This is a genomic window from Allobosea sp. BE125 (assembly GCF_031456075.1).
In the GTDB taxonomy this organism is placed as follows: Bacteria; Pseudomonadota; Alphaproteobacteria; order Rhizobiales; family Beijerinckiaceae; genus Allobosea.
The window spans coordinates 15,167-34,914 of sequence record NZ_JAVDTY010000018.1 but is presented as its reverse complement, the minus strand read 5'-3'; the positions used below and the strand labels follow the sequence as shown (position 1 = coordinate 34,914).

The window sequence follows — 19,748 nt, the reverse complement described above, 5'->3', positions numbered from 1 at the left end:
CCAGCGATCCTTCAGGAGTTTCCAACGATGAATTTCAAGACCCTCAGCCGGGCCGGACTTATCGGGCTGGCGCTCGCGGCGGCCGCTGGCACCGCGCTCGCGCAGGCTCCGGCCACCCCTCCCGCGCCCGTCCCCAACAAGGGCGACGTCGCCTTCATGATGAGCTCGACGGTCCTCGTCCTGCTCATGACCATTCCCGGCCTCGCGCTGTTCTATGGCGGTCTCGTCCGCAGCAAGAACATGCTCTCCGTGCTGACGCAGGTCTTCGCCATCGTCTGCATCGTCTGCCTGCTCTGGGTGTTCTACGGCTACTCGCTCGCCTTCACCAATGGCGGCAGCCTGAACGACTATGTCGGCGGCTTCTCCAAGGCCTTCCTGAAGGGCATCGATCCGAACTCGACGGCCGCGACCTTCTCCAACGGCGTCGTCATTCCCGAATATGTCTATATCTGCTTCCAGATGACCTTTGCCTGCATCACGCCGGCCCTCATCGTCGGCGCCTTCGCCGAGCGCATGAAGTTCTCGGCGCTGCTGCTCTTCAGCGTGCTCTGGGCCACCTTCATCTATTTCCCGATGGCCCATATGGTCTGGTACTGGGGCGGTCCCGACGTTGTCGGCAACGCCGCCAAGGCGCTGGCTGACGCTGGGGCGGACGGCAAGGTTGCGGCCCAGGCCGCGCTCGATGCTGTCAACGCCGATGCCGGCATGCTCTTCAAATGGGGCGCGCTCGACTTCGCCGGCGGCACCGTCGTGCACATCAATGCCGGCATCGCGGGCTTGGTCGGCTGCCTGCTGCTCGGCAAGCGCATCGGCTACGGCAAGGAGCTGATGGCTCCCCACTCGCTCACCATGACGCTGATCGGCGGCGCCCTGCTCTGGGTCGGCTGGTTCGGCTTCAACGCCGGCTCCAACCTGGAAGCCAACGGCACCGCCGCGCTCGCCATGATCAACACCTTCGTCGCCACGGCGGCGGCGGCAGTCGGCTGGCTCTTCGTGGAATGGGCCGTCAAGGGCAAGCCCTCGATGCTCGGCATGGTCTCGGGCGCGGTCGCGGGCCTCGTCGCGGTCACCCCCGCCGCCGGCTTTGCCGGTCCGATGGGTTCGATCGGTCTGGGCCTTGTCGCCGGCGTCGTCTGCTTCGTCTTCTGCTCCACCGTCAAGAACGCGTTGGGCTATGACGACTCGCTCGATGTCTTCGGCATCCACTGCATCGGCGGCATCATCGGCGCCCTGGCGACCGGCATCCTGGTGAATGTCGATCTCGGCGGCGTCGGTATCCCGGACTATTCCTCGAAGCCCGGTGAACTTGCCGTCGGCGCCTATGTGCTGGGCGATGCCTTCCTGGCGCAGGCCAAGGCGGTGCTGTTCACGCTGGTGTTCAGCGGTGTCGGCTCGCTGATCCTCTACAAGATCGTCGACGTCATCGTCGGCCTGCGCGTCGCCCCCGATCAGGAACGCGAAGGCCTCGACATCGCCGAGCATGGCGAGCGCGCCTACCACGACTGAGCCGCTCTCGCCTCAGCGTCTCACGTGAAACAGCCCCGGCGGGAAACCGCCGGGGTTTTTCGTTGCCGACAGCGCATTTCCCCAGCCCTGGACCGCCGCCCGTGCAAGGTTAAGCGGGTCTTAACCTCACCTTCCTAACGTGACCGGACAGGCCCGACTCCGGCGGCCGGAAGCCCGAAGCACGACACCAGCATGCGCACGATCCGACGTTCCTCCTCGCTGATGGACCGCCTGCCCGATCCGGTGCGGGAGTTCCTGTCGCGGCGCGCGGCGGAGCTCACCGGGCTTGGCCTGCTGGCCCTGACATCGGCGATCGCGCTCGCGCTCGCGACCTGGTCGGTCGACGACCCCAGCATCAACAACGCCACCAGCGGCGCCGTCAGGAACTGGCTCGGCCGTCCCGGCGCCATGGTCGCAGATCTGCTGATGCAATTGATCGGGCTCGGCGTCATCGCCCTGCTGTTCCCGCCGGTGATCTGGGCGCTGCGGCTGGTGCGTTTCCATCTGTTCGATCGTGGCGCGCTCAAGCTCGGCCTCTGGGTCGTCGGCATCGTCGCCACCGGCGCGGTCGCCAGCGCCCTGCCCGCCACGCCGCGCTGGCCGCTGCCGACCGGCATGGGCGGCGTCATCGGCGACGGCCTGCTGTTTGGCACCCGCAACCTCGTCGGCATCGCCGGCAATGCGCTGAGCGGCCTCGTTGGTTTCCTCTATGCCGGCATCTCGATCCTGGCGATCACGGCCGCCGCCGGCTTCGGTTTCGTCACCGACGAGGATCCGATCGCCGAGAACGAGGATGAGGACGAATCCTGGAGCGAGAGCGAGGATCGCCGCGACGACGAACCCGGCATCGCCGTCATCCTGATCGGCTGGCTCGCCCATGGTGCGATGTCGCTCAGGGGCATGATCCTGCGTCGCCTGCCGCAGCCGCCCGAGCCGCTGGTCAATGCAGGCCCCACCACCTCGGCCCCCGTGCCGGGCCGCGTCCGCCGCGAGCCGCAATTCGGCGAGGCCGCACCGCGCGCCGCGAGCCAGCCCTTTGCGCCAGAGCCCCTGCCCGTTTCGCGCCCGCCTCGGCCCGCAGCGGTCGACCTGCCCGAAGACGACGACGAGCCGCAGGATCTGCGCGATCTCAATGCACCGCGTGTCACTGCGCCTGCGATCGCGCCCAAGCCGGGAAAGCGCATGCAGCGCGAGGCCCAGCCCTCGCTGCTCGATCGCGACCAGTTCGAACTGCCGCCGCTGACCTATCTGTCGGAGCCCAAGAAGCTGCCCGCCAACGCGATCTCGACCGACGCGCTGGAGCAAAATGCCACCTTGCTCGAAGGTGTGCTCGAGGATTTCGGCGTGCGCGGCGAGATCACCCAGGTTCGCCCGGGCCCGGTGGTGACGCTTTACGAGCTCGAGCCGGCTCCGGGTACCAAATCCTCGCGGGTGATCTCGTTGGCCGACGACATCGCCCGCTCGATGAGCGCGATTGCGGCCCGCGTCGCCGTGGTCCAGGGCAAGAACGCCATCGGCATCGAACTGCCCAACGCCAAGCGCGAGACCGTCTTCCTGCGCGAATTGCTGGCGAGCCAGGATTTCGAGAGCTCCAAGCACAAGCTCGCCTTGGGGCTGGGCAAGACCATCGGCGGCGAGCCGGTGATCGTCGATCTCGCCCGCATGCCGCATCTGCTCGTCGCCGGCACCACCGGCTCCGGCAAGTCGGTGGCGATCAACACCATGATCCTGTCGCTGCTCTACCGGCTGAAACCGGAGGAGTGCCGCCTGATCATGGTCGATCCAAAAATGCTCGAGCTCTCCGTCTATGACGGCATTCCCCATCTGCTCACGCCGGTCGTCACCGACCCGAAGAAGGCGGTCGTGGCGCTGAAATGGGCGGTGCGCGAGATGGAGGAGCGCTACAAGAAGATGTCGAAGGTCTCGGTGCGCAACATCGACGGCTTCAACGCCCGCGTCGGCGAGGCGAAGGCCGCCGGCGAGGTCATCACCCGCACCGTGCAGACCGGCTTCGACAAGCATTCCGGCGAGGCGATCTATGAGGAGGAGGTCATGGACCTCGAGCCTCTGCCCTATATCGTCGTCATCGTCGACGAGATGGCCGATCTGATGATGGTCGCGGGCAAGGAGATCGAGGGCACGATCCAGCGCCTGGCCCAGATGGCGCGTGCGGCCGGCATCCATGTCGTGCTGGCGACGCAGCGCCCCTCGGTCGACGTCATCACCGGCACGATCAAGGCGAACTTCCCGACCCGGATCTCCTTCCAGGTCACCTCCAAGATCGACTCGCGCACGATCCTGGGCGAGCAGGGCGCCGAGCAGCTGCTCGGCCAGGGCGACATGCTCTACATGGCCGGCGGCGGGCGCATCACCCGCGTCCACGGCCCCTTCGTCAGCGATGCCGAGGTCGAGAAGGTCGTCGCCCACCTGAAGACGCAAGGCCGGCCGCAATATCTCGAGGCCGTCACCTCCGAGGAGGAGGAGGGCGCATCCGAGGGCGAGGATGGCGCGGTCTTCGACAAGAGCGCGATGGGCCAGGCCGAGAGCGACGACCCTTACGACCAGGCGGTAGCGGTGGTGCTGCGCGACAAGAAGGCCTCGACCTCCTATATCCAGCGCCGCCTCCAGATCGGCTACAACCGCGCCGCCTCGATCATGGAGCGGATGGAGAACGAAGGCATCGTCGGTCCCGCCAACCACGCCGGCAAGCGCGAAATCCTCGTCGAAACCGGCAGGGCCCGCGAAGACGAGGATTGAAACACCGCTATCCGGTCCTCAAATTGCCATGACGGTACTGCAACCTTCAGTCATCGCGATGCGTTGACTGGAGCGGGTTGGTAAAGAGTGGAAACCGGTTCTTCCTATGAATCCCGCGCCAAGATGTGACTGGAGCGATGGGTTCGCTTCGATGACCCGTTTGTTGCAGCGTGCCGGCAAAGGCACGATGATCCCGGCCTCTGGGCCGATTTTGAGTGGAGCTTGCATGCTCATGACACGCCGCCTCCGGATGCGGGCCTCGATCAGCGCGCTCGCCGCGCTCGGCTTCGCAGCCAGCCTCGGTGGGGCCAGCGCCCAGCCGCTGAATCTGCAGCCTTCCAAGCAGGCGATCACCACCGCCAAGCCGTCGCGCAGCGGCACGCGCCTGCCCCCTGTACGGCCTGAGGGCCTCGGATTGCCGCGCATGGCAACAGCGGGGACACCTGTGCAAACCGCGTCCGCCGAAGCGCCCCAGCGCATCGCGGCCACGCCTGCGAAAGCATCGGGCAAGTCCGCCGCCCCGCAGACGCAAGACGAGGCTGTCGAGCGGTTGAACGCCTATTTCAACGGCTTCGCCACTCTACAGGCCGATTTCATCCAGTTTTCTCCCGATGGACGCCGTCTTGAGGGCAAACTCTACATTCAGCGCCCGGGTAAGATGCGCTTCGAGTATCGCGCTCCGGTGACGACGGAGGTCATCGCCGACGGCACCTCCGTCGCGATCCGCGACAAGAAACTGGCGACACAGGATATCTATTCGATCGGCCAAACCCCGCTGAAATTCCTGGTCAAGGAGCGCATGGATCTGGCGCGCGATTCGGTCGTGATGGGCGCCGGCACCAAGGGCGACATCCTCTCAGTCCGGATCGAGGACCGCTCGACGCTGGGCGGCACCTCCAAGATCACCCTGAATTACGACATCACCGCCAATGAGTTGCGCGGCTGGGTGGTGATCGATCCGCAAGGCTATGAGACCACGGTCTCGGTCTACAATCTCGACACCCAGCGCCGCCCCGATCCGAAGAATTTCACGATCAACTACGAGCGCATGCTCTGAGGCCCAACGCCACATAGCTTGATTCAACCAAGCTCCGTCATTCCGGGCGCAGCTCTCGGGTCCGATCTTCGATCGGCCCAAGGATAAACTCCGCGCAGATCCGGAATCCATCAAAGGGCACACCTTGGCTTCGATGGATTCCGGCTCGACGCTGTTGATGTGGCTTGACCGGAATGACGGCGCGATTGCCGTCGTGGAGCTTGCTTTTCTGCGCGCTACGAACCAGTTTCCGGCGGCCCTCCGCCCGGAACAATCGCGTGCAACTCACCGTCACCAGCTGGAATATCAATTCGGTCCGCCTGCGCATCGGCATGGTTTGCGACTTCCTGACCACGCATGCGCCCGATGTGCTGTGCCTGCAGGAAACCAAGACGCCCGACGAGCAATTCCCGGCCAAGGCCTTCGAGAAGATCGGCTATGTCCATCAGGCCTTTATCGGCCAGAAGGGCTATAACGGCGTCGCCATCGTCTCGAAACTGCCCTTCAGCGAGAAGGACGCCATGGCGATGTGCGGCAAGAACGACGCCCGCCACATGACGGTCGTGCTCGACAAGGCCGCGGGCGCCGCCGCCGGCGTCGCGATCCATAATTTCTACATTCCGGCGGGCGGCGATATTCCCGACCCGGCCAGGAACGACAAATTCGCTCATAAGCTCGCCTTCCTCGACGAGATCGGCGCCTGGGGCATCGCCAAGAAGCCGACCGACCGGCCCGCCATCCTGCTCGGCGACCTCAACATCGCGCCCTATGAGCACGATGTCTGGAGCCACAAGCAACTGCTCGACGTGGTCAGCCATACCCCGATCGAGACGACGACGCTGGAGAAGCTGCGCAGCGAACTCGGCTGGACCGACGCCGCGCGCACGCTCAGGCCTGAACCCGAAAAACTCTATAGCTGGTGGAGCTACCGCGCCGCCGACTGGGAAGCCTCCAACCGCGGCCGCCGCCTCGACCATATCTGGCTCTCGGACGCGCTGAAGCCGGCCTTGCGCGACCTCAGCTTCCTGCGCGAGGCGCGCGGCTGGGAGCGCCCCTCGGATCATGTGCCGGTGACGGTGACGCTGGAGCTTTGAGGCTCTTCTATCAGCTCCGGTCGATCGCGTTCAGCGCGGCCTGAACCTGGCTCAATTCGCCGACGAACTCGCGCAAACGATCGCCGATCGCTTCGGCGATCGCCTCGGCCGACTTCGGAAACTCGGCAAGGACACGGCGCATCACGCTGCGCGACAGCTTCATCACCTGCGTCGGCTCGCGCGCGATCGCCGTCACCGGCCGATGCGCCGAGGTGAACAGGGCGATCTCTCCGAGCAAGGCGCCGGCGCCGACGATCTCGTCTGCGGGCTGGCCGTCATCCTGGTGCAGCAGGGCGACTGCGCCCGAGATGATCAGCACCGCGCCGTCCGACAGATCGCCGCCACGAAACAGGACATCGCCGGCGCGCAGGATGCGGCTTTCCGCCGCGAACGCCACCAGCCGCAGCGCATCGCGCTCCATCAGACTCAGCAGCGGCTGCCGGGCCAGCAGGGCAATGTCGTTGTCGAGAGCCATATCGACTTAAGGGTTGAGGCGGTAACCGCCCGCATCCGTCACGAGCAAACGTGCATTGCCCGGATCGGGTTCGATCTTCTGGCGCAACCGGTAGATATGCGTCTCGAGCGTGTGGGTCGTGACCTGACTGTTATAGCCCCAGACCTCCTGCAGCAGGATCTCGCGGGCGATCGGCTTGCGGCCGGCGCGATAGAGAAAGCGCAGGATCGCGGTTTCCTTCTCGGTCAGCTTGGTCTTGGAGCCCTTCTCGCTGACCAACAGCTTCGAGCCGGGATGGAAGGTGTAAGGCCCGACCTGAAAGACCGCGTCCTCGCTGGCCTCGTACTGGCGCAAATGCGCCCGGATGCGCGCCAGCAGCACGGCGAATTTGAACGGCTTGACGACATAATCATTGGCGCCGGCTTCCAGCCCCAGCACCGTGTCCGAATCGGAGCCTTGGCCGGTCAGCATGATAACCGGGCTCTTGAAGCCGTTCTTGCGCATCATTTTGACGGCTTCGCGCCCGTCCATGTCGGGCAGGCCGACATCCATCACGGCGAGATCGATCCGCTCGGCCTGCACGGCCTTGACCGCCGAAGTCGCGGTGCCGGCGGTCGAGATCTTGAACTCGTCGTAAAGCGCGAGCTGTTCGGCCAGCGCGTCGCGCAATGTCTCGTCATCATCGACGAGCAGGATATGATGAACGGCGGACATGAACGATCATTATAACGGTTGCGCAGCGGGCACCATGAGCCCGCTGATTCGTGTCTGCAAGTCACGCGGGATGGAATTTCAGTGAGAAAACGTGAGAAGCCAATCACGTCTTGGTCGGTTCGCAAGCCGTGCGGGCTCACGCGACTGCGGGTCTTCGCCTCGGTCCGGGACCGCAAAAAGGGCTTCCTGGTCGCAGGCAGCGCGGTGTTCCCTTGCGCGCTTGGCCGCTCCGGCATCGTCGTACTCAAGCGCGAGGGCGATGGCGGCACCCCGCGCGCCGCCCTGCCACTGCGCAGCGTGCTCTACCGCAAGGCGCGGCTGCCCAGGCCGAGCACCCTGCTGCCGCTGCGCGCCATCACCGCCCGTGACGCCTGGTGCGACGATGCCAGCGACCGCCGCTATAACCGATTAATCGCCCGCCCGCCCGGCGCCGCCGAGGAGCGATTGCAGCGCGACGACCATCTCTACGACGTCATCGTCGAGCTCGGCTGGAACGACGCGCCGGTGATTCGCGGCCGCGGCAGCGCGATCTTCTGGCATCTCGCGCGGGCCGGCTTCACGCCTACGGCCGGCTGCGTCGCGGTCGAGGGTCATGTCTTCGCCAAGGTGCTGCCGCGGCTGGCGCGGCATTGCGTTCTCCTGGTCAGATAGCGCCGCGTCAGCAAGAGCGTTTTCGGGCGAAGTGGATACCGGTTCGCGTGAAGAAAACGCGTCAAAACAAAAATCTAGAGCAATTGAACGATCCCACTGGATCGGAAATTGTTCTAGAAAACGCGTCCGGGCACCGTCTCGACCATCAATTTCGGACCGGCCGACGCAATCGCAGGCACCGTCCTGCATCGACGCGGCTCTCCCAATCGAGACTTTCACGATGACCGATACGGCTTCAACGAGCCTCCGCTTCGGGCGGATCGCCGCGATGCTCCCCGTCAAGGACATGGCCAGGGCGCATGATTTCTACGCGGGCACGCTCGGCTTCAGCAAAACCTTCGAGAACGGCGATCCCGTCGGCTTCATGATCCTGAAGCGCGATGGGGCCGAATTGCATCTGACGCTGCAGCCCGATCACAAGGCGGCGCCCTTCAATGTCGCCCATATGATGGTGGAGGATATCGACGCCCTCCACGCCATCATTCGCGGCCAGGGCCTGCGCATCCTCAAGGGCCTGCGCGACAAGGATTACGGCCTGCGCGCCTTCGTCTTCGAGGACCCGGACGGCAACCGCATCGACGTCGGAGAGCCGTTGACGCGCTGAGGAGGGCGATCTTGTTCGTCATGGTCGGGCTTGTCCCGACCATCCACGTCTTCGCTCGTCGAGCACTATGATCAAGACGTGGACGCTCGCCACAAGGGCGAGCATGACGGTGAGTGCAGCACGCTGCCCCTACCCGCAACGGGAGAAGGAAACCCCGCGCCTAGCCCCGCGCCCCAAAAATCGCGCTGCCCACGCGCACATAGGTCGCGCCCATCTGGATCGCGGCCTCGTAATCGGCGCTCATGCCCATCGAGAGACCGTGCAGGCCGTGGCGCGCCGCGATCTTGGCGAGCAGGGCGAAATGCGGCGAAGGCGGCTCATCGGCCGGCGGAATGCACATCAGCCCCGTGATCACGAGGCCGTGACGCAGGCGGCAGTTTTCCAGGAAGGCATCGATCCCGGCCGGGCTGACGCCGCCCTTTTGCGGCTCGTCGCCGGTGTTGACCTGGACGAACAGGGTCGGAGCCTTGGCGGTGCGTCCGATTTCGCGCGCCAGTTCCTTGGCCAGGCTCTCGCGATCGAGCGAATGGATCGCGTCGAACAATTCGACCGCCTCGCGGGCCTTGTTGGATTGCAGCGGCCCGATCATGTGTAGTTGGGCATCGGGAAAGCGCAGCTTCAGCTCCGGCCATTTGGCCTTGGCCTCCTGGACATAGTTTTCACCGAAGACGCGCTGCCCGGCTTCCAGCGCCGGCAGGATCGCCTCTGCCGGCATGGTCTTCGAGACCGCGATCAGCGCAACCGAATCGGGTTCGCGCTCGAAATCGCGCGCCGCGCGCGCAATCGCGGCCCGTGTGGCGGCCAAACGCGTAACCGTATCGCTCATCGGTAGTCCCTTCATGCCCTGTGCGGCGTTGACCGCGTGGCTGCAATGGTGTCCTAGTCCGGGCTCATCCGATCACGCAAGAATTGCCCGTTATCATGGCCGTCGAACGCTACAATCCCAAGGAATCAGAGCCGAAATGGCGCCGTGTCTGGGAGGAGCGCAAGCTCTTCGAGACCCGCAACGACGATCCGCGCCCGAGCTATTACGTCCTCGAGATGTTTCCCTACCCTTCCGGCCGCATTCATATGGGCCATGTCCGCAATTACGCGATGGGCGACGTCGTCGCGCGCTACAAGCGCGCCAAGGGCTTCGCCGTGCTCCACCCGATGGGCTGGGACGCTTTCGGCCTGCCGGCCGAGAACGCCGCCAAGGCCAACAAGGTCCATCCGCGCGAATGGACCTACGCCAATATCGCGACGATGCGGACGCAATTGCAGTCCATGGGCCTGTCGCTCGACTGGAGCCGCGAGCTCGCGACCTGCGACCCGAGCTATTACAAGCACCAGCAGAAGCTGTTCCTGGATTTCCTCAAGGCCGGGCTGGTCGACCGCAAGACGGCGCGGGTCAACTGGGACCCGGTCGACGAGACCGTGCTCGCCAATGAACAGGTTATCGATGGGCGCGGCTGGCGCTCCGGCGCGCCCGTGGAAATCCGCGAGCTGACGCAGTGGTTCTTCAAGATCACCGACTACGCTCAGGAGCTGCATGACGCGCTGGAAGGCCTGACGCGCTGGCCCGACAAGGTCCGGTTGATGCAGAAGAACTGGATCGGCCGCTCGGAAGGGCTGTTGATTCGTTTCGCTCTCGAATCGAATCCCTTTGGCCGCAACGAGCTGGAGATCTACACGACCCGGCCCGACACGCTGTTCGGAGCCAGGTTTATGGCGATCGCGCCCGACCACCCGCTGGCCAAGGCGGCCGCCGAGAACAACCCGGCCCTGCAGGCCTTCATCGAGGACTGCAAGCGTACCGGCACGGCCCAGGAAAACATCGACAAGGCCGAGAAGCTCGGCTTCGACACCGGCATCCGCGCCGTGCATCCCTTTGATAAATCATGGACCTTGCCGGTCTATGTCGCCAATTTCATCCTGATGGAATACGGCACGGGCGCGATCTTCGGCTGCCCGGCCCATGACCAGCGCGACCTCGACTTCGTCAATAAATACGGGCTCGGCGTCACGCCCGTCGTGGCGCCCGAGGGCCAGGATCCGGCGAGCTTCATCATCACCGACACCGCCTATGGCGATGACGGCCGCATGATCAATTCACGCTTCCTCGACGGCATGACCATTCCGGAAGCGAAAGAAGAAGTCGCCCGCCGGCTCGAAGCCGAGACGCGCGGCAACAGCCCCGTCGCCACCCGCAAGGTCAATTTCCGCCTGCGTGACTGGGGCGTTTCGCGCCAGCGCTATTGGGGTTGCCCGATTCCGGTGATCCATTGCGCCGATTGCGGCACGCTGCCGGTGCCCGACGCCGACCTGCCGGTCAAATTGCCCGACGACGTCTCCTTCGACCGGCCCGGCAACCCGCTCGACCATCACCCGACATGGAAGCATGTCGCCTGCCCGCAATGCGGCAAGCCGGCCCGGCGCGAAACCGACACGATGGACACCTTCGTCGATTCGTCCTGGTATTTCGCCCGCTTCACTGATCCCTGGCGCATCGACAGCCCGACCGACCGGCCGGTCGTCGATCGCTTCCTGCCGGTCGACCAGTATATCGGCGGCGTCGAGCACGCGATCCTGCACCTGCTCTATTCGCGCTTCTTCACCCGCGCCATGAAGGCGACGGGCCATGCCGGGCTCGACGAGCCTTTCGACGGCATGTTCACGCAAGGCATGGTCGTCCACGAGACCTACCGGGCCAAGGACGGCAGCTGGGTCGAGCCCGGCGATGTCCGCATCGAGGTGAACGGCACCGAGCGCCGCGGCTTCCATGTCGATACCGGCGCGCCGATCGAGATCGGCGCCATCGAGAAGATGTCGAAGTCGAAGAAGAATGTCGTCGATCCCGACGACATCATCGCCTCCTACGGCGCCGACACGGCGCGCTGGTTCATGCTCTCCGATTCGCCGCCTGACCGCGACGTGATCTGGACCGATGAGGGCGTCCAGGGCGCTGCCCGCTTCGTCCAGCGCATTTGGCGCCTCGTCGGCGAGATCGCCGAGCGCACGGGCAACAGCGCCGCCCTGCCGGCCTCCCTGAGCGAGCAGGCCCTGACGCTGCGCCGCGCCAGCCACCGCGCCTTACATGCGGTCGGCCTCGATATCGAGCGCCTCGGCTTCAACCGCTGCATCGCCCATATCTATTCGCTGACCAACGCTATCGGCAAAGCGCTCGACGCTGCTGCCGAAAACGCCGCGCTCGCCCCCGATATCGCTTTCGCGCTGCATGAATCCGCCATCATCGCCACGCAGCTTGTCGCACCGATGATGCCGCATCTCGCCGAGGAATGCTGGCAGGCGCTGGGGCGGCCGGGGCTCATCGGCGAGGCCGCGTGGCCTGTCGCCGACGAGACCTTGCTGAAGGACGACAGCATCGTGCTGCCGGTGCAGATCAACGGCAAGAAGCGCGCGGAGGTGACCGTCCCCGCCGATGCGAATACCGTGGCCGTGGAGGCGCTCGCGCGCGCCTCCGAGGCTGTCATCAAGGCGCTTGACGGCCGGGAGATCCGGAAGATCATCGTCGTGCCCGGGAGAATCGTGAATGTCGTCGCCTGAAGTCCAGAACCGGCCCTTGTCGCAGCCGGTTCCGACCCGCCGCATGATGCTGGCCGCCACATTGCTCGCGACCGCCTTCGCCGGGGGCTGCCTGCAACCGCTCTATTCCGAGAGCACCACGAGCACCATCGGCGGCAGCGTCAAAAACGCGCTGAAGAGCGTTGAAATCCCCCAGATTCAGGGGCTGACCGGCCATTATCTGCGCAACGAACTCGTTTTCGAACTCGATGGCGGCGGCGAACCCGATGTCCAGAAGCGCCTGCGCTTCGAGGCCAAGATCTCCGAAGCGATCGAGGTCGTCACGGTCGATTACAACACCGGCCGCGCCGATTCGGCGGTCCTGATCGCCACCGCAACCTGGACAGTGAAGCGCATCGGGGGTGCGGGCGAGACTGTCTCCTCAGGCACCAATCTCGTACGCGCGCCCTATGAGCGCTCCTCGCAGCGCTTCGCCACGGTGCGCGCCGCGCGCGACGCCCAGATCCGCGCGGCCAAGAGCCTGGCCCAGCTGATCAAGGGGCAACTCGCCGCCGATCTGGTCTCCGGCTGAAGCGAGAATCTCCGCCATGGCCGCCGTCAAGGCGCATGAGGCCGAGCGCACCCTGGCCAAGCCCGATCCGGCCTGGCGGCTGTTTCTGATCTACGGCCCCGATACCGGCCTGGTCTCGGAGCGCGCCGCCGCGCTGGCGCGCGCCAATGTCGACGACGCCAACGACGCTTTCCAGCTCGTGCGGATGAGCGGTGACGACATAGCCTCCGACCCGCTCAAGCTCGTCGACGAGGCCAACACCATCGGCCTGTTCGGCGGCCGCCGCGCCATCCGCGTCTCCGCCACGGGCAAACTGCTGACGGCCGCCGTCGAGCCCTTGCTGGCGACGCCATCGCGAGACGCCATCGTCATCATCGAGGCCGGCGATCTCCAGCGCAGCAATCCGCTGCGAGTCGCCTGCGAGAAGGCACGCTCCGCCCTCGCCGTTCCCTGCTACAGCGACGGCGCGCGCGATCTCGGCAGCCTGATCGACGAGATGCTGCGCACGGCCGGCAAGACCATCGACCGCGTCAATCGCGACCATCTCGCCGGGTTACTCGGCGGCGACCGGCAGACATCGCGACGCGAGATCGAGAAGCTCCTGCTTTATGTGGGGGCCGATCCGGCTGTTCTGAGCGAGCATATCGAGGCGGTCGTCGGCGACACGGCCCAGCGCGAGCAGGCGGCTCTGGTCGACGCCGTCTTCGCCGGGCGCCTGCCGGCGCTCGATCTTGCCTATGCCAAACTGAGCGGGGAGGGCCTCGATCCCGGCGTCATGCTGGGCGCGGTGCTGCGACAGGCGCTGACGCTGCTCAAATCCCGGCAAAGCGTCGATGCCGGCCGCGGCGTCAAGGACGTCGTGGCGACGATGCGGCTGCCATTTCCTCGCATTCCAGCAATGGAGGCGGCGCTTTCGGCCTGGACGACCCCGAAGCTGACGGAAGCCATCTCGCTTCTGGGGGCCGCGACGCTTGCCGTCAGGCGGGATGGCGATATCGCCCGGCCCGCCGCAGTGCGCACGCTCTGGACCTTGGCGCGTCTCGGCCGTTCCGGAGCGCGCGGAGACTGAAGTATTTTCGAGCGGAAATTACTCGATTCAGGCCTTCAGCCTGCGGCAGAGCGCTTCGAGCTGCTCGAGCGTCTTGTAGGCGATCTTCATCTCGCCGCCGCCATTGGCCCGATGCTGGATCGAGACCGACAATCCCAGCGCTTCCTCGAGAGCCTTCTCGACCGCGCGGGTATCGGGATCCTTATCGATCTTGGGCTTGCTTGGAACGCTCTTGGGTTCGCCGCGCGATTCGTCCTGAACGATCCGTTCGATGTCACGGACGCTGAGCCCTTCATCGATGATCTTGCGAGCCATCAATTCCGGCTCCGAAACAGACAGCAAGGCACGGGCATGGCCGGCCGAAACCGCGCCTTCGCTGACCATCTTACGCACCGACTCCGGCAATTTGGACAGCCGCAAGGTGTTGGCGACATGGCTGCGGCTCTTACCGATGACCCGCGCAAGGTCGTTTTGCGTATAGCTGAACTCCGCGATCAGCCGCTCATAACCGGCGGCCTCCTCGATTGCGTTCAGATCGGTACGTTGGACGTTCTCAACGATGGCGATTTCGAGCGCTTCGCGGTCATCCGCCTCGACCAGGATGACCGGCACATCGTGCAAGCCTGCACGCTGGGCTGCGCGCCAGCGCCGTTCGCCCGCAATGATCTCGTAAGCATCGAGCATGTTGGGAATCGAGCGCACGATGATCGGCTGCAGGATGCCGCGCTCGCGGACCGAAGCCGTGAGCTCTTCGAGATCATCCTCGCCGAAGCTGCGCCGCGGATTGCGCGCGCTCGGACGCAGGAACTCGACAGGCACGCGCCTCTGGCCGCGCGCCCGGTCGATTGCTCCGATCTCCTCGCCGACATCGCCGATCAGCGCCGCCAGGCCTCGGCCGAGCCGCGAGCGCCCCTGTTCTTCGGCCATTGCCATCCTCTTGTACTCTCTCGTCTTTTTGTCGTGGATCAGGCTGCCGCGCGCAGAACGCGCTCGCGCTTGATCACCTCGGAGGCCAGCTTTAGATAGGCTTGCGAACCTGAACAGCGCAGATCATAAAGCAGCGCCGGCTTGCCATAGGACGGCGCCTCCGAGACCCGGACATTGCGCGGGATCACGGTCTCATAGACCTTGTCGCCGAGGAATTCGCGGACATCGGCCATCACTTGGCCGGATAGATTGTTGCGCGGGTCGTACATGGTCAGAACCACGCCCTGGATGATCAGGCGCGGATTCAGGCCGTTGCGGACCTGCTCGACAGTCTTCAGCAACTGGCTCAGGCCCTCCAGCGCGAAGAATTCGCATTGCAGCGGCACCAGGACAGCGTCGGAAGCCGTCATCGCGTTGATGGTGATCAAGCTCAGCGAGGGTGGGCAATCGATCAGCACATAGGTCAGGTCGGAACAGCGCTGGTCATAGACCAATTCGTCGATCGCATTCTTCAGGCGATGGGCGCGATCCTTGGACCCCGCGATCTCCAGCTCGACGCCGAGCAGATCCAGCGTCGACGGCGCCAGGAACAGGCCCGGGACCGCAGTCTCCTGCATCGCCTGCCCAAGACCGACATCGCCGCACAGGACGTCATAGGTCGAGGATTTGCGGCTTCTCCGGTCGATGCCGAGCCCCGTCGAGGCATTGCCTTGCGGGTCGAGGTCGACGATCAGCACCTTCTCTCCGATCGCCGCCAGCGCCGTGCCGAGGTTGATCGCGGTCGTCGTCTTGCCGACGCCGCCCTTCTGATTCGCGAGTGCCAGCACGCGCGGACGGCGCGGCAGGACAATAGGGGTAAGATCGGTCATGAATCGGCCCGCTTCTCGACCGCACGAACCATCAGGATGCGTGCGGCGCTGTCTGTCACGGAAGAAACCGTTGAGGCCTGAATCTTCCAATATTTAGACGCGTCGGTCAATTCAGCATCTAGATGTTGTCCCTTGGGAAAGAGCCCCAGGGCCCCTGTTCTCAACAGGTCTTTGCACCAGTCCAGCAGCAGCGGCAACGGCGCCAGGGCTCGCGCACAAACGACGTCGATCTTGCCCACAAAATCGCCGACGGCATCCTCGATTCGCGCATTGTGAACCCTGACCGGCGCCCCCGTCAAACGCGCCGCATGCCGCAGGAAGGCGCATTTGCGGCTATTGCTCTCGACAAGATGGATCTCGCCGGCCCCGCGCTCCGCCAGGCAAATGCCGATCACCAGCCCGGGAAAGCCGCCGCCGGAACCGAGATCGAGCCAGCGCTGCGAGTCTCGCGCCAGATCGAAGAGCTGCAGAGAATCGGCGATATGGCGCGTCCAGACATCTTTCAATGTGCCCGAGGACACCAGATTCTTTGCCGCCTGCCAGCGCTCGAGCTCGGCGACGAGGATCGCCAGACGCTCCTCTGTTTCACGTGAAACAGGCGTCAAGCGCAAAGCATGCGCCCTGTCGCTTTTATCAACAGTCACGAATCACGCGATCGGTTCAGGAGCGCGCTGGCGGCGGCCACGCCGCGCATGCGCCGCCAAAAGGGTCAGCGCAGCAGGCGTCATACCCTCGATCCGCGCCGCTTGGGCAAGATCGGCTGGCCGCTCCGCGTTCAACTTCAGTTTGATCTCGTTGGACAAGCCCGAGATCCCGTCGAGGTCGAGATCCTCCGGCACCTTCAACGCTTGATCGCGCTTATAGGCCTGGATCTCCGCCGACTGACGGTCGAGATAGACCGAATAAACCGCATCCGCTGTCACACGTGAAACCACCGACGGCGCATAGTCAGCAAGATCCGGCCATATCACTGCCAGGCTCTCATAACCGATATCGGGATAAGAGAGCAGCTGGTAGGCGCTTCGTCGCAGACCATCGCGGTTGAGATGAAGCCCAGCCGCCTCCGCTTGCTGCGGCGTCACCCAGACATCCTTCAATCGGGCCTCCAACTGCGCGATGGCGGCCCGTCGCGCTTCGAAATGGTCGCGGCGTATGGAGCTCACCAGGCCGAGCTCCATACCAAGCGGCGTCAAGCGCTCATCGGCATTGTCGACGCGCAATGACAGTCGAAACTCCGCCCGCGACGTAAACATTCGATACGGCTCCGTAACGCCGCGCGTGACCAGATCGTCGACCAGAACCCCGATATAGGAAGTGGTGCGCTCGAACACGGCCGGCTCGGCCCCGCCGGCCCGGCGTGCAGCGTTCAAACCCGCGAACAGCCCTTGCGCCCCGGCCTCCTCATAGCCGGTCGTGCCGTTGATCTGGCCCGCCAGGAACAAGCCACGGACGGCACGCGTCTCCAGCGTGTTCTTAAGGGCGCGTGGATCGACGAAGTCATACTCGATCGCATAGCCGGGGCGCAGCATCGTCGCGCGCTCCAAGCCTGGAATCGTCTTGAGCACGCCGAGCTGCACATCCTCCGGCAAGGAGGTCGAAATCCCATTTGGATAGACCGTATCGTCATCAAGCCCTTCGGGCTCGAGAAAAATCTGATGGCCGTCGCGATCCCCGAAGCGGCCGACCTTGTCCTCGATCGAAGGACAGTAGCGCGGCCCGCGGCCCTCGATCTGGCCGGAAAACATCGGAGCGCGATGCAGATTGGCGCGGATCAGGTCATGAGTCGCCAAAGTCGTACGCGTGATTCCGCAGGAAATCTGCGGCGTGGTGATCGCCGTGGTCAACGCCGAGAAGGGCTCAGGCGGATCGTCGCCGGCCTGCATCTCGAGCGCCGCCCAATCGATCGTGCGCCCATCCAGACGCGGCGGGGTACCGGTCTTGAGGCGGCCAAGCGGGAAGCCATGGCGCTCCAAGGTCGCAGACAGCCCCAGCGAGGGCGCCTCATCGACACGCCCAGCCGGAATCTTGGCCTCGCCGATATGGATCAAGCCGCGCAGGAAGGTTCCGGTCGTCAATACGACCGTTCCGGTAGTGAATCGACGTCCATCCGCCAGGATCACGGCGCTGACCTGGCCGTTCTCAATCGCGATATCGAACACCTCGCCGGCGACGACCTCGAGATTGCCCTGTTCGGCTAACAAATCCTGAACGGCCAGGCGATAAAGCTTGCGATCCGCTTGAGCCCTGGGGCCGCGCACGGCCGGGCCCTTGCGGCGGTTCAGCATGCGGAACTGGATGCCGGCTCGGTCGGCTGCCCGCGCCATGACGCCATCGAGCGCATCGATCTCGCGGACAAGATGCCCCTTGCCGAGACCGCCGATCGCCGGATTGCAGGACATCACGCCGATCGTCTCCGGCCGATGCGTGATCAATGCGGTGTGCGCACCAAGCCGCGCAGCTGCGCTCGCCGCCTCGGCGCCGGCATGGCCGCCGCCGACCACGATCACATCGTAGTGCGTTTCGACAACAGGAAGAGACATGCGGATTCGCTAGCGAAGCCCGGGCCTGGGGTCAATGATTATAAGGCGATGGCGCCTCGTTTCACGTGAAACGGTCCGAATTATCGAGGTGATGCCCGCCGCTTGCTATTTTCCGATGCAGAAGCCGGAAAAGAGCTGGTCGAGAACATCCTCGACATCGATGCGCCCGACCAAGCGTTCCAGCGCCATCACGGCCAGGCGAACCTCCTCGGCCAGCAACTCGACCTGGCCGTGCCGGGCATCGATCGCGCGCTCCAGCGCAAACACCGCATCGGACACCGCAACCCGGTGCCGCTCACGCGTCAGCAATGCCGGCTCAGGCTGCGAGAGCGTCCCGAGTTCAGCCATAATGCTCGCCAGCAGATCATCCAGGCCCGCGCCCGTCTGGGACGAAACCGCGATCTCACCGGGCAAGGCCTGACTTGCCAGATCGCTTGCGAGATCGGCCTTCGTGGCGATGCAAAGGGTCTTTTGAATCGAGGCGAAACGATCCGGAAGCGAATCGATTGCTCGAAGCTTGAGAACAAGATCTGCTCGCGCAACCAGGTCCAGGGCCCGCCTCACGCCCTCCGCCTCGATAGCGTCCGCGCTCTCGCGCAAACCCGCTGTATCGACCAGCGTGACCGGCAAACCCGCTAGATCGAGCCGCACCTCGATCGCATCGCGCGTCGTCCCCGCCATGGCCGAGACGATCGCGACATCGCGGCGGGCGAGTGCGTTGAGCAGGCTCGACTTGCCGGCATTGGGCGGGCCGGCAAGCACCACGACGAAACCCTCGCGGACGCGCTCGCCCATGGCAAAGCTGCCGAGCGCCTCGCGCAGCTCCCCGACGATGCCTGCTGCGATCGCCAGTGCCTCATCGACGAGCGGCCCCGAGACATCGCCCTCGTCGGAGAAGTCGATATCCGCAGCAAGCAGGGCCATCCCCTCGATCAATCGGCCCCGCCACGCCGTCGCTTGCTTGCCGAGCGTGCCGGTCATCTGACGCAGCGCCTGCCGGCGCTGCCATTCCGTTTCCGAATCGATCAGGTCCGCCAGACCTTCGACGGCGGCGAGATCGAGCTTCCCGGCTTCAAAGGCCCGCCGGGTGAACTCACCCGGCTCCGCAAGTCTCACCCCTGGCAGATGCGTCAGGACGTTCAGAAGGCGGGCAATGACGGCCCTTGCGCCATGAACCTGGAGCTCGGCGATATCCTCACCCGAAAAGCTTGCCGGCGCGGGAAAATACAGCACCAGCCCGGTATCGATGACGTCGCCGGCCTCGTCACGCAATTGCCGCAAGACGGCATGGCGTGGCGCAGGGATTCCCCCCGCAATCGTTTCGAGCACGAATCGAACCCGCGAGCCGGATATCCGGATGACGGCGACACCCGCCCGCCCGCTGCCGGAGGACAGGGCGACGATCGTCGGATAGGCTGCTGCGTCGCTCATCTCTCGAACACCATGCTGCGCCCGACGCCAAACCCGCTTTGG

The 19,748-nt window shown here is 64.9% G+C and carries 17 protein-coding genes; 9 read left to right on the top strand and 8 right to left on the bottom strand.

Annotation, left to right across the window (positions count from 1 at the left end; all coding sequences use genetic code 11):
* The first annotated feature begins 27 nt into the window (after positions 1 to 27).
* The 4 genes from J2Y55_RS28565 (at position 28) to xth (ending at position 6,393) form a co-directional block, all read left to right on the top strand.
* Positions 28 to 1,506: an ammonium transporter gene (locus tag J2Y55_RS28565; protein ID WP_310160091.1), complete on the top strand. Its 1,479-nt coding sequence runs from the start codon at positions 28 to 30 to the stop codon at positions 1,504 to 1,506.
* A gap of 192 nt (positions 1,507 to 1,698) precedes the next feature.
* Positions 1,699 to 4,263 carry a DNA translocase FtsK gene (locus J2Y55_RS28560; protein ID WP_310160090.1) on the top strand — a complete coding sequence of 855 codons (2,565 nt, stop codon included), beginning with the start codon at positions 1,699 to 1,701 and terminating at the stop codon, positions 4,261 to 4,263.
* Positions 4,264 to 4,495: 232 nt separating this feature from the next.
* Positions 4,496 to 5,320 (top strand): LolA family protein, encoded by an 825-nt coding sequence (locus J2Y55_RS28555; protein WP_310160088.1) that lies wholly within the window; start codon positions 4,496 to 4,498, stop codon positions 5,318 to 5,320.
* A gap of 257 nt (positions 5,321 to 5,577) precedes the next feature.
* Positions 5,578 to 6,393, top strand: coding sequence for an exodeoxyribonuclease III (gene xth / locus J2Y55_RS28550; protein WP_310160087.1), 816 nt, complete (start codon positions 5,578 to 5,580; stop codon positions 6,391 to 6,393).
* A 10-nt stretch (positions 6,394 to 6,403) separates the two neighbouring features.
* On the opposite strand, the gene J2Y55_RS28545 is transcribed toward xth, so the two are convergent.
* Both J2Y55_RS28545 and J2Y55_RS28540 read right to left on the bottom strand, forming a co-directional pair.
* The gene (locus tag J2Y55_RS28545; protein WP_310160084.1) at positions 6,404 to 6,868 is read right to left on the bottom strand and encodes a cyclic nucleotide-binding domain-containing protein; all 465 of its coding nucleotides are present in this window, start codon (positions 6,866 to 6,868) and stop codon (positions 6,404 to 6,406) included.
* Positions 6,869 to 6,874: 6 nt separating this feature from the next.
* Positions 6,875 to 7,561, bottom strand: a complete 687-nt coding sequence (locus J2Y55_RS28540) for a response regulator transcription factor (RefSeq protein ID WP_069689069.1) — start codon at positions 7,559 to 7,561, stop codon at positions 6,875 to 6,877.
* A gap of 81 nt (positions 7,562 to 7,642) precedes the next feature.
* On the opposite strand from J2Y55_RS28540, the gene J2Y55_RS28535 reads away from it, so the two are divergent.
* Both J2Y55_RS28535 and J2Y55_RS28530 read left to right on the top strand, forming a co-directional pair.
* The gene (locus J2Y55_RS28535) at positions 7,643 to 8,212 is read left to right on the top strand and encodes a L,D-transpeptidase family protein (protein ID WP_310160081.1); all 570 of its coding nucleotides are present in this window, start codon (positions 7,643 to 7,645) and stop codon (positions 8,210 to 8,212) included.
* Between the two features lie 220 nt (positions 8,213 to 8,432).
* Positions 8,433 to 8,816, top strand: a complete 384-nt coding sequence (locus J2Y55_RS28530) for a glyoxalase superfamily protein (RefSeq protein WP_310160079.1) — start codon at positions 8,433 to 8,435, stop codon at positions 8,814 to 8,816.
* 160 nt (positions 8,817 to 8,976) lie between these two features.
* On the opposite strand, the gene J2Y55_RS28525 is transcribed toward J2Y55_RS28530, so the two are convergent.
* Positions 8,977 to 9,642 carry a YggS family pyridoxal phosphate-dependent enzyme gene (locus tag J2Y55_RS28525; RefSeq protein ID WP_310160077.1) on the bottom strand — a complete coding sequence of 222 codons (666 nt, stop codon included), beginning with the start codon at positions 9,640 to 9,642 and terminating at the stop codon, positions 8,977 to 8,979.
* Between the two features lie 95 nt (positions 9,643 to 9,737).
* Between J2Y55_RS28525 and leuS the strand changes: the two genes are divergently transcribed.
* From leuS to holA, 3 genes are read left to right on the top strand one after another with little or no spacing between them, the layout of a single operon-like run.
* A complete protein-coding gene (gene leuS / locus J2Y55_RS28520; protein WP_310160072.1) occupies positions 9,738 to 12,362 on the top strand; it encodes a leucine--tRNA ligase in 2,625 nt (874 codons plus the stop codon).
* Positions 12,349 to 12,912, top strand: a complete 564-nt coding sequence (locus tag J2Y55_RS28515) for an LPS assembly lipoprotein LptE (RefSeq protein WP_310160070.1) — start codon at positions 12,349 to 12,351, stop codon at positions 12,910 to 12,912. Before leuS ends, J2Y55_RS28515 begins: the two co-directional genes overlap by 14 nt.
* 16 nt (positions 12,913 to 12,928) lie before the next feature.
* Positions 12,929 to 13,960, top strand: a complete 1,032-nt coding sequence (gene holA, locus J2Y55_RS28510) for a DNA polymerase III subunit delta (protein WP_310160067.1) — start codon at positions 12,929 to 12,931, stop codon at positions 13,958 to 13,960.
* A gap of 27 nt (positions 13,961 to 13,987) precedes the next feature.
* Here the strand turns inward: holA and J2Y55_RS28505 are convergent, their stop codons facing one another.
* From J2Y55_RS28505 to mnmE, 5 genes are all read right to left on the bottom strand, one after another.
* Positions 13,988 to 14,866, bottom strand: a complete 879-nt coding sequence (locus J2Y55_RS28505) for a ParB/RepB/Spo0J family partition protein (protein ID WP_310160064.1) — start codon at positions 14,864 to 14,866, stop codon at positions 13,988 to 13,990.
* Positions 14,867 to 14,904: 38 nt separating this feature from the next.
* On the bottom strand, positions 14,905 to 15,735 hold the full coding sequence (locus tag J2Y55_RS28500; RefSeq protein WP_310160063.1) for a ParA family protein: 831 nt from the start codon (positions 15,733 to 15,735) through the stop codon (positions 14,905 to 14,907).
* The gene (gene rsmG, locus J2Y55_RS28495; RefSeq protein WP_310160061.1) at positions 15,732 to 16,379 is read right to left on the bottom strand and encodes a 16S rRNA (guanine(527)-N(7))-methyltransferase RsmG; all 648 of its coding nucleotides are present in this window, start codon (positions 16,377 to 16,379) and stop codon (positions 15,732 to 15,734) included. Before rsmG ends, J2Y55_RS28500 begins: the two co-directional genes overlap by 4 nt.
* Positions 16,380 to 16,382: 3 nt before the next feature.
* Positions 16,383 to 18,275 (bottom strand): tRNA uridine-5-carboxymethylaminomethyl(34) synthesis enzyme MnmG, encoded by a 1,893-nt coding sequence (gene mnmG / locus J2Y55_RS28490; RefSeq protein WP_310160058.1) that lies wholly within the window; start codon positions 18,273 to 18,275, stop codon positions 16,383 to 16,385.
* 105 nt (positions 18,276 to 18,380) lie between these two features.
* The gene (mnmE, locus tag J2Y55_RS28485) at positions 18,381 to 19,706 is read right to left on the bottom strand and encodes a tRNA uridine-5-carboxymethylaminomethyl(34) synthesis GTPase MnmE (protein ID WP_310160056.1); all 1,326 of its coding nucleotides are present in this window, start codon (positions 19,704 to 19,706) and stop codon (positions 18,381 to 18,383) included.
* Positions 19,707 to 19,748 lie beyond the last annotated feature (42 nt).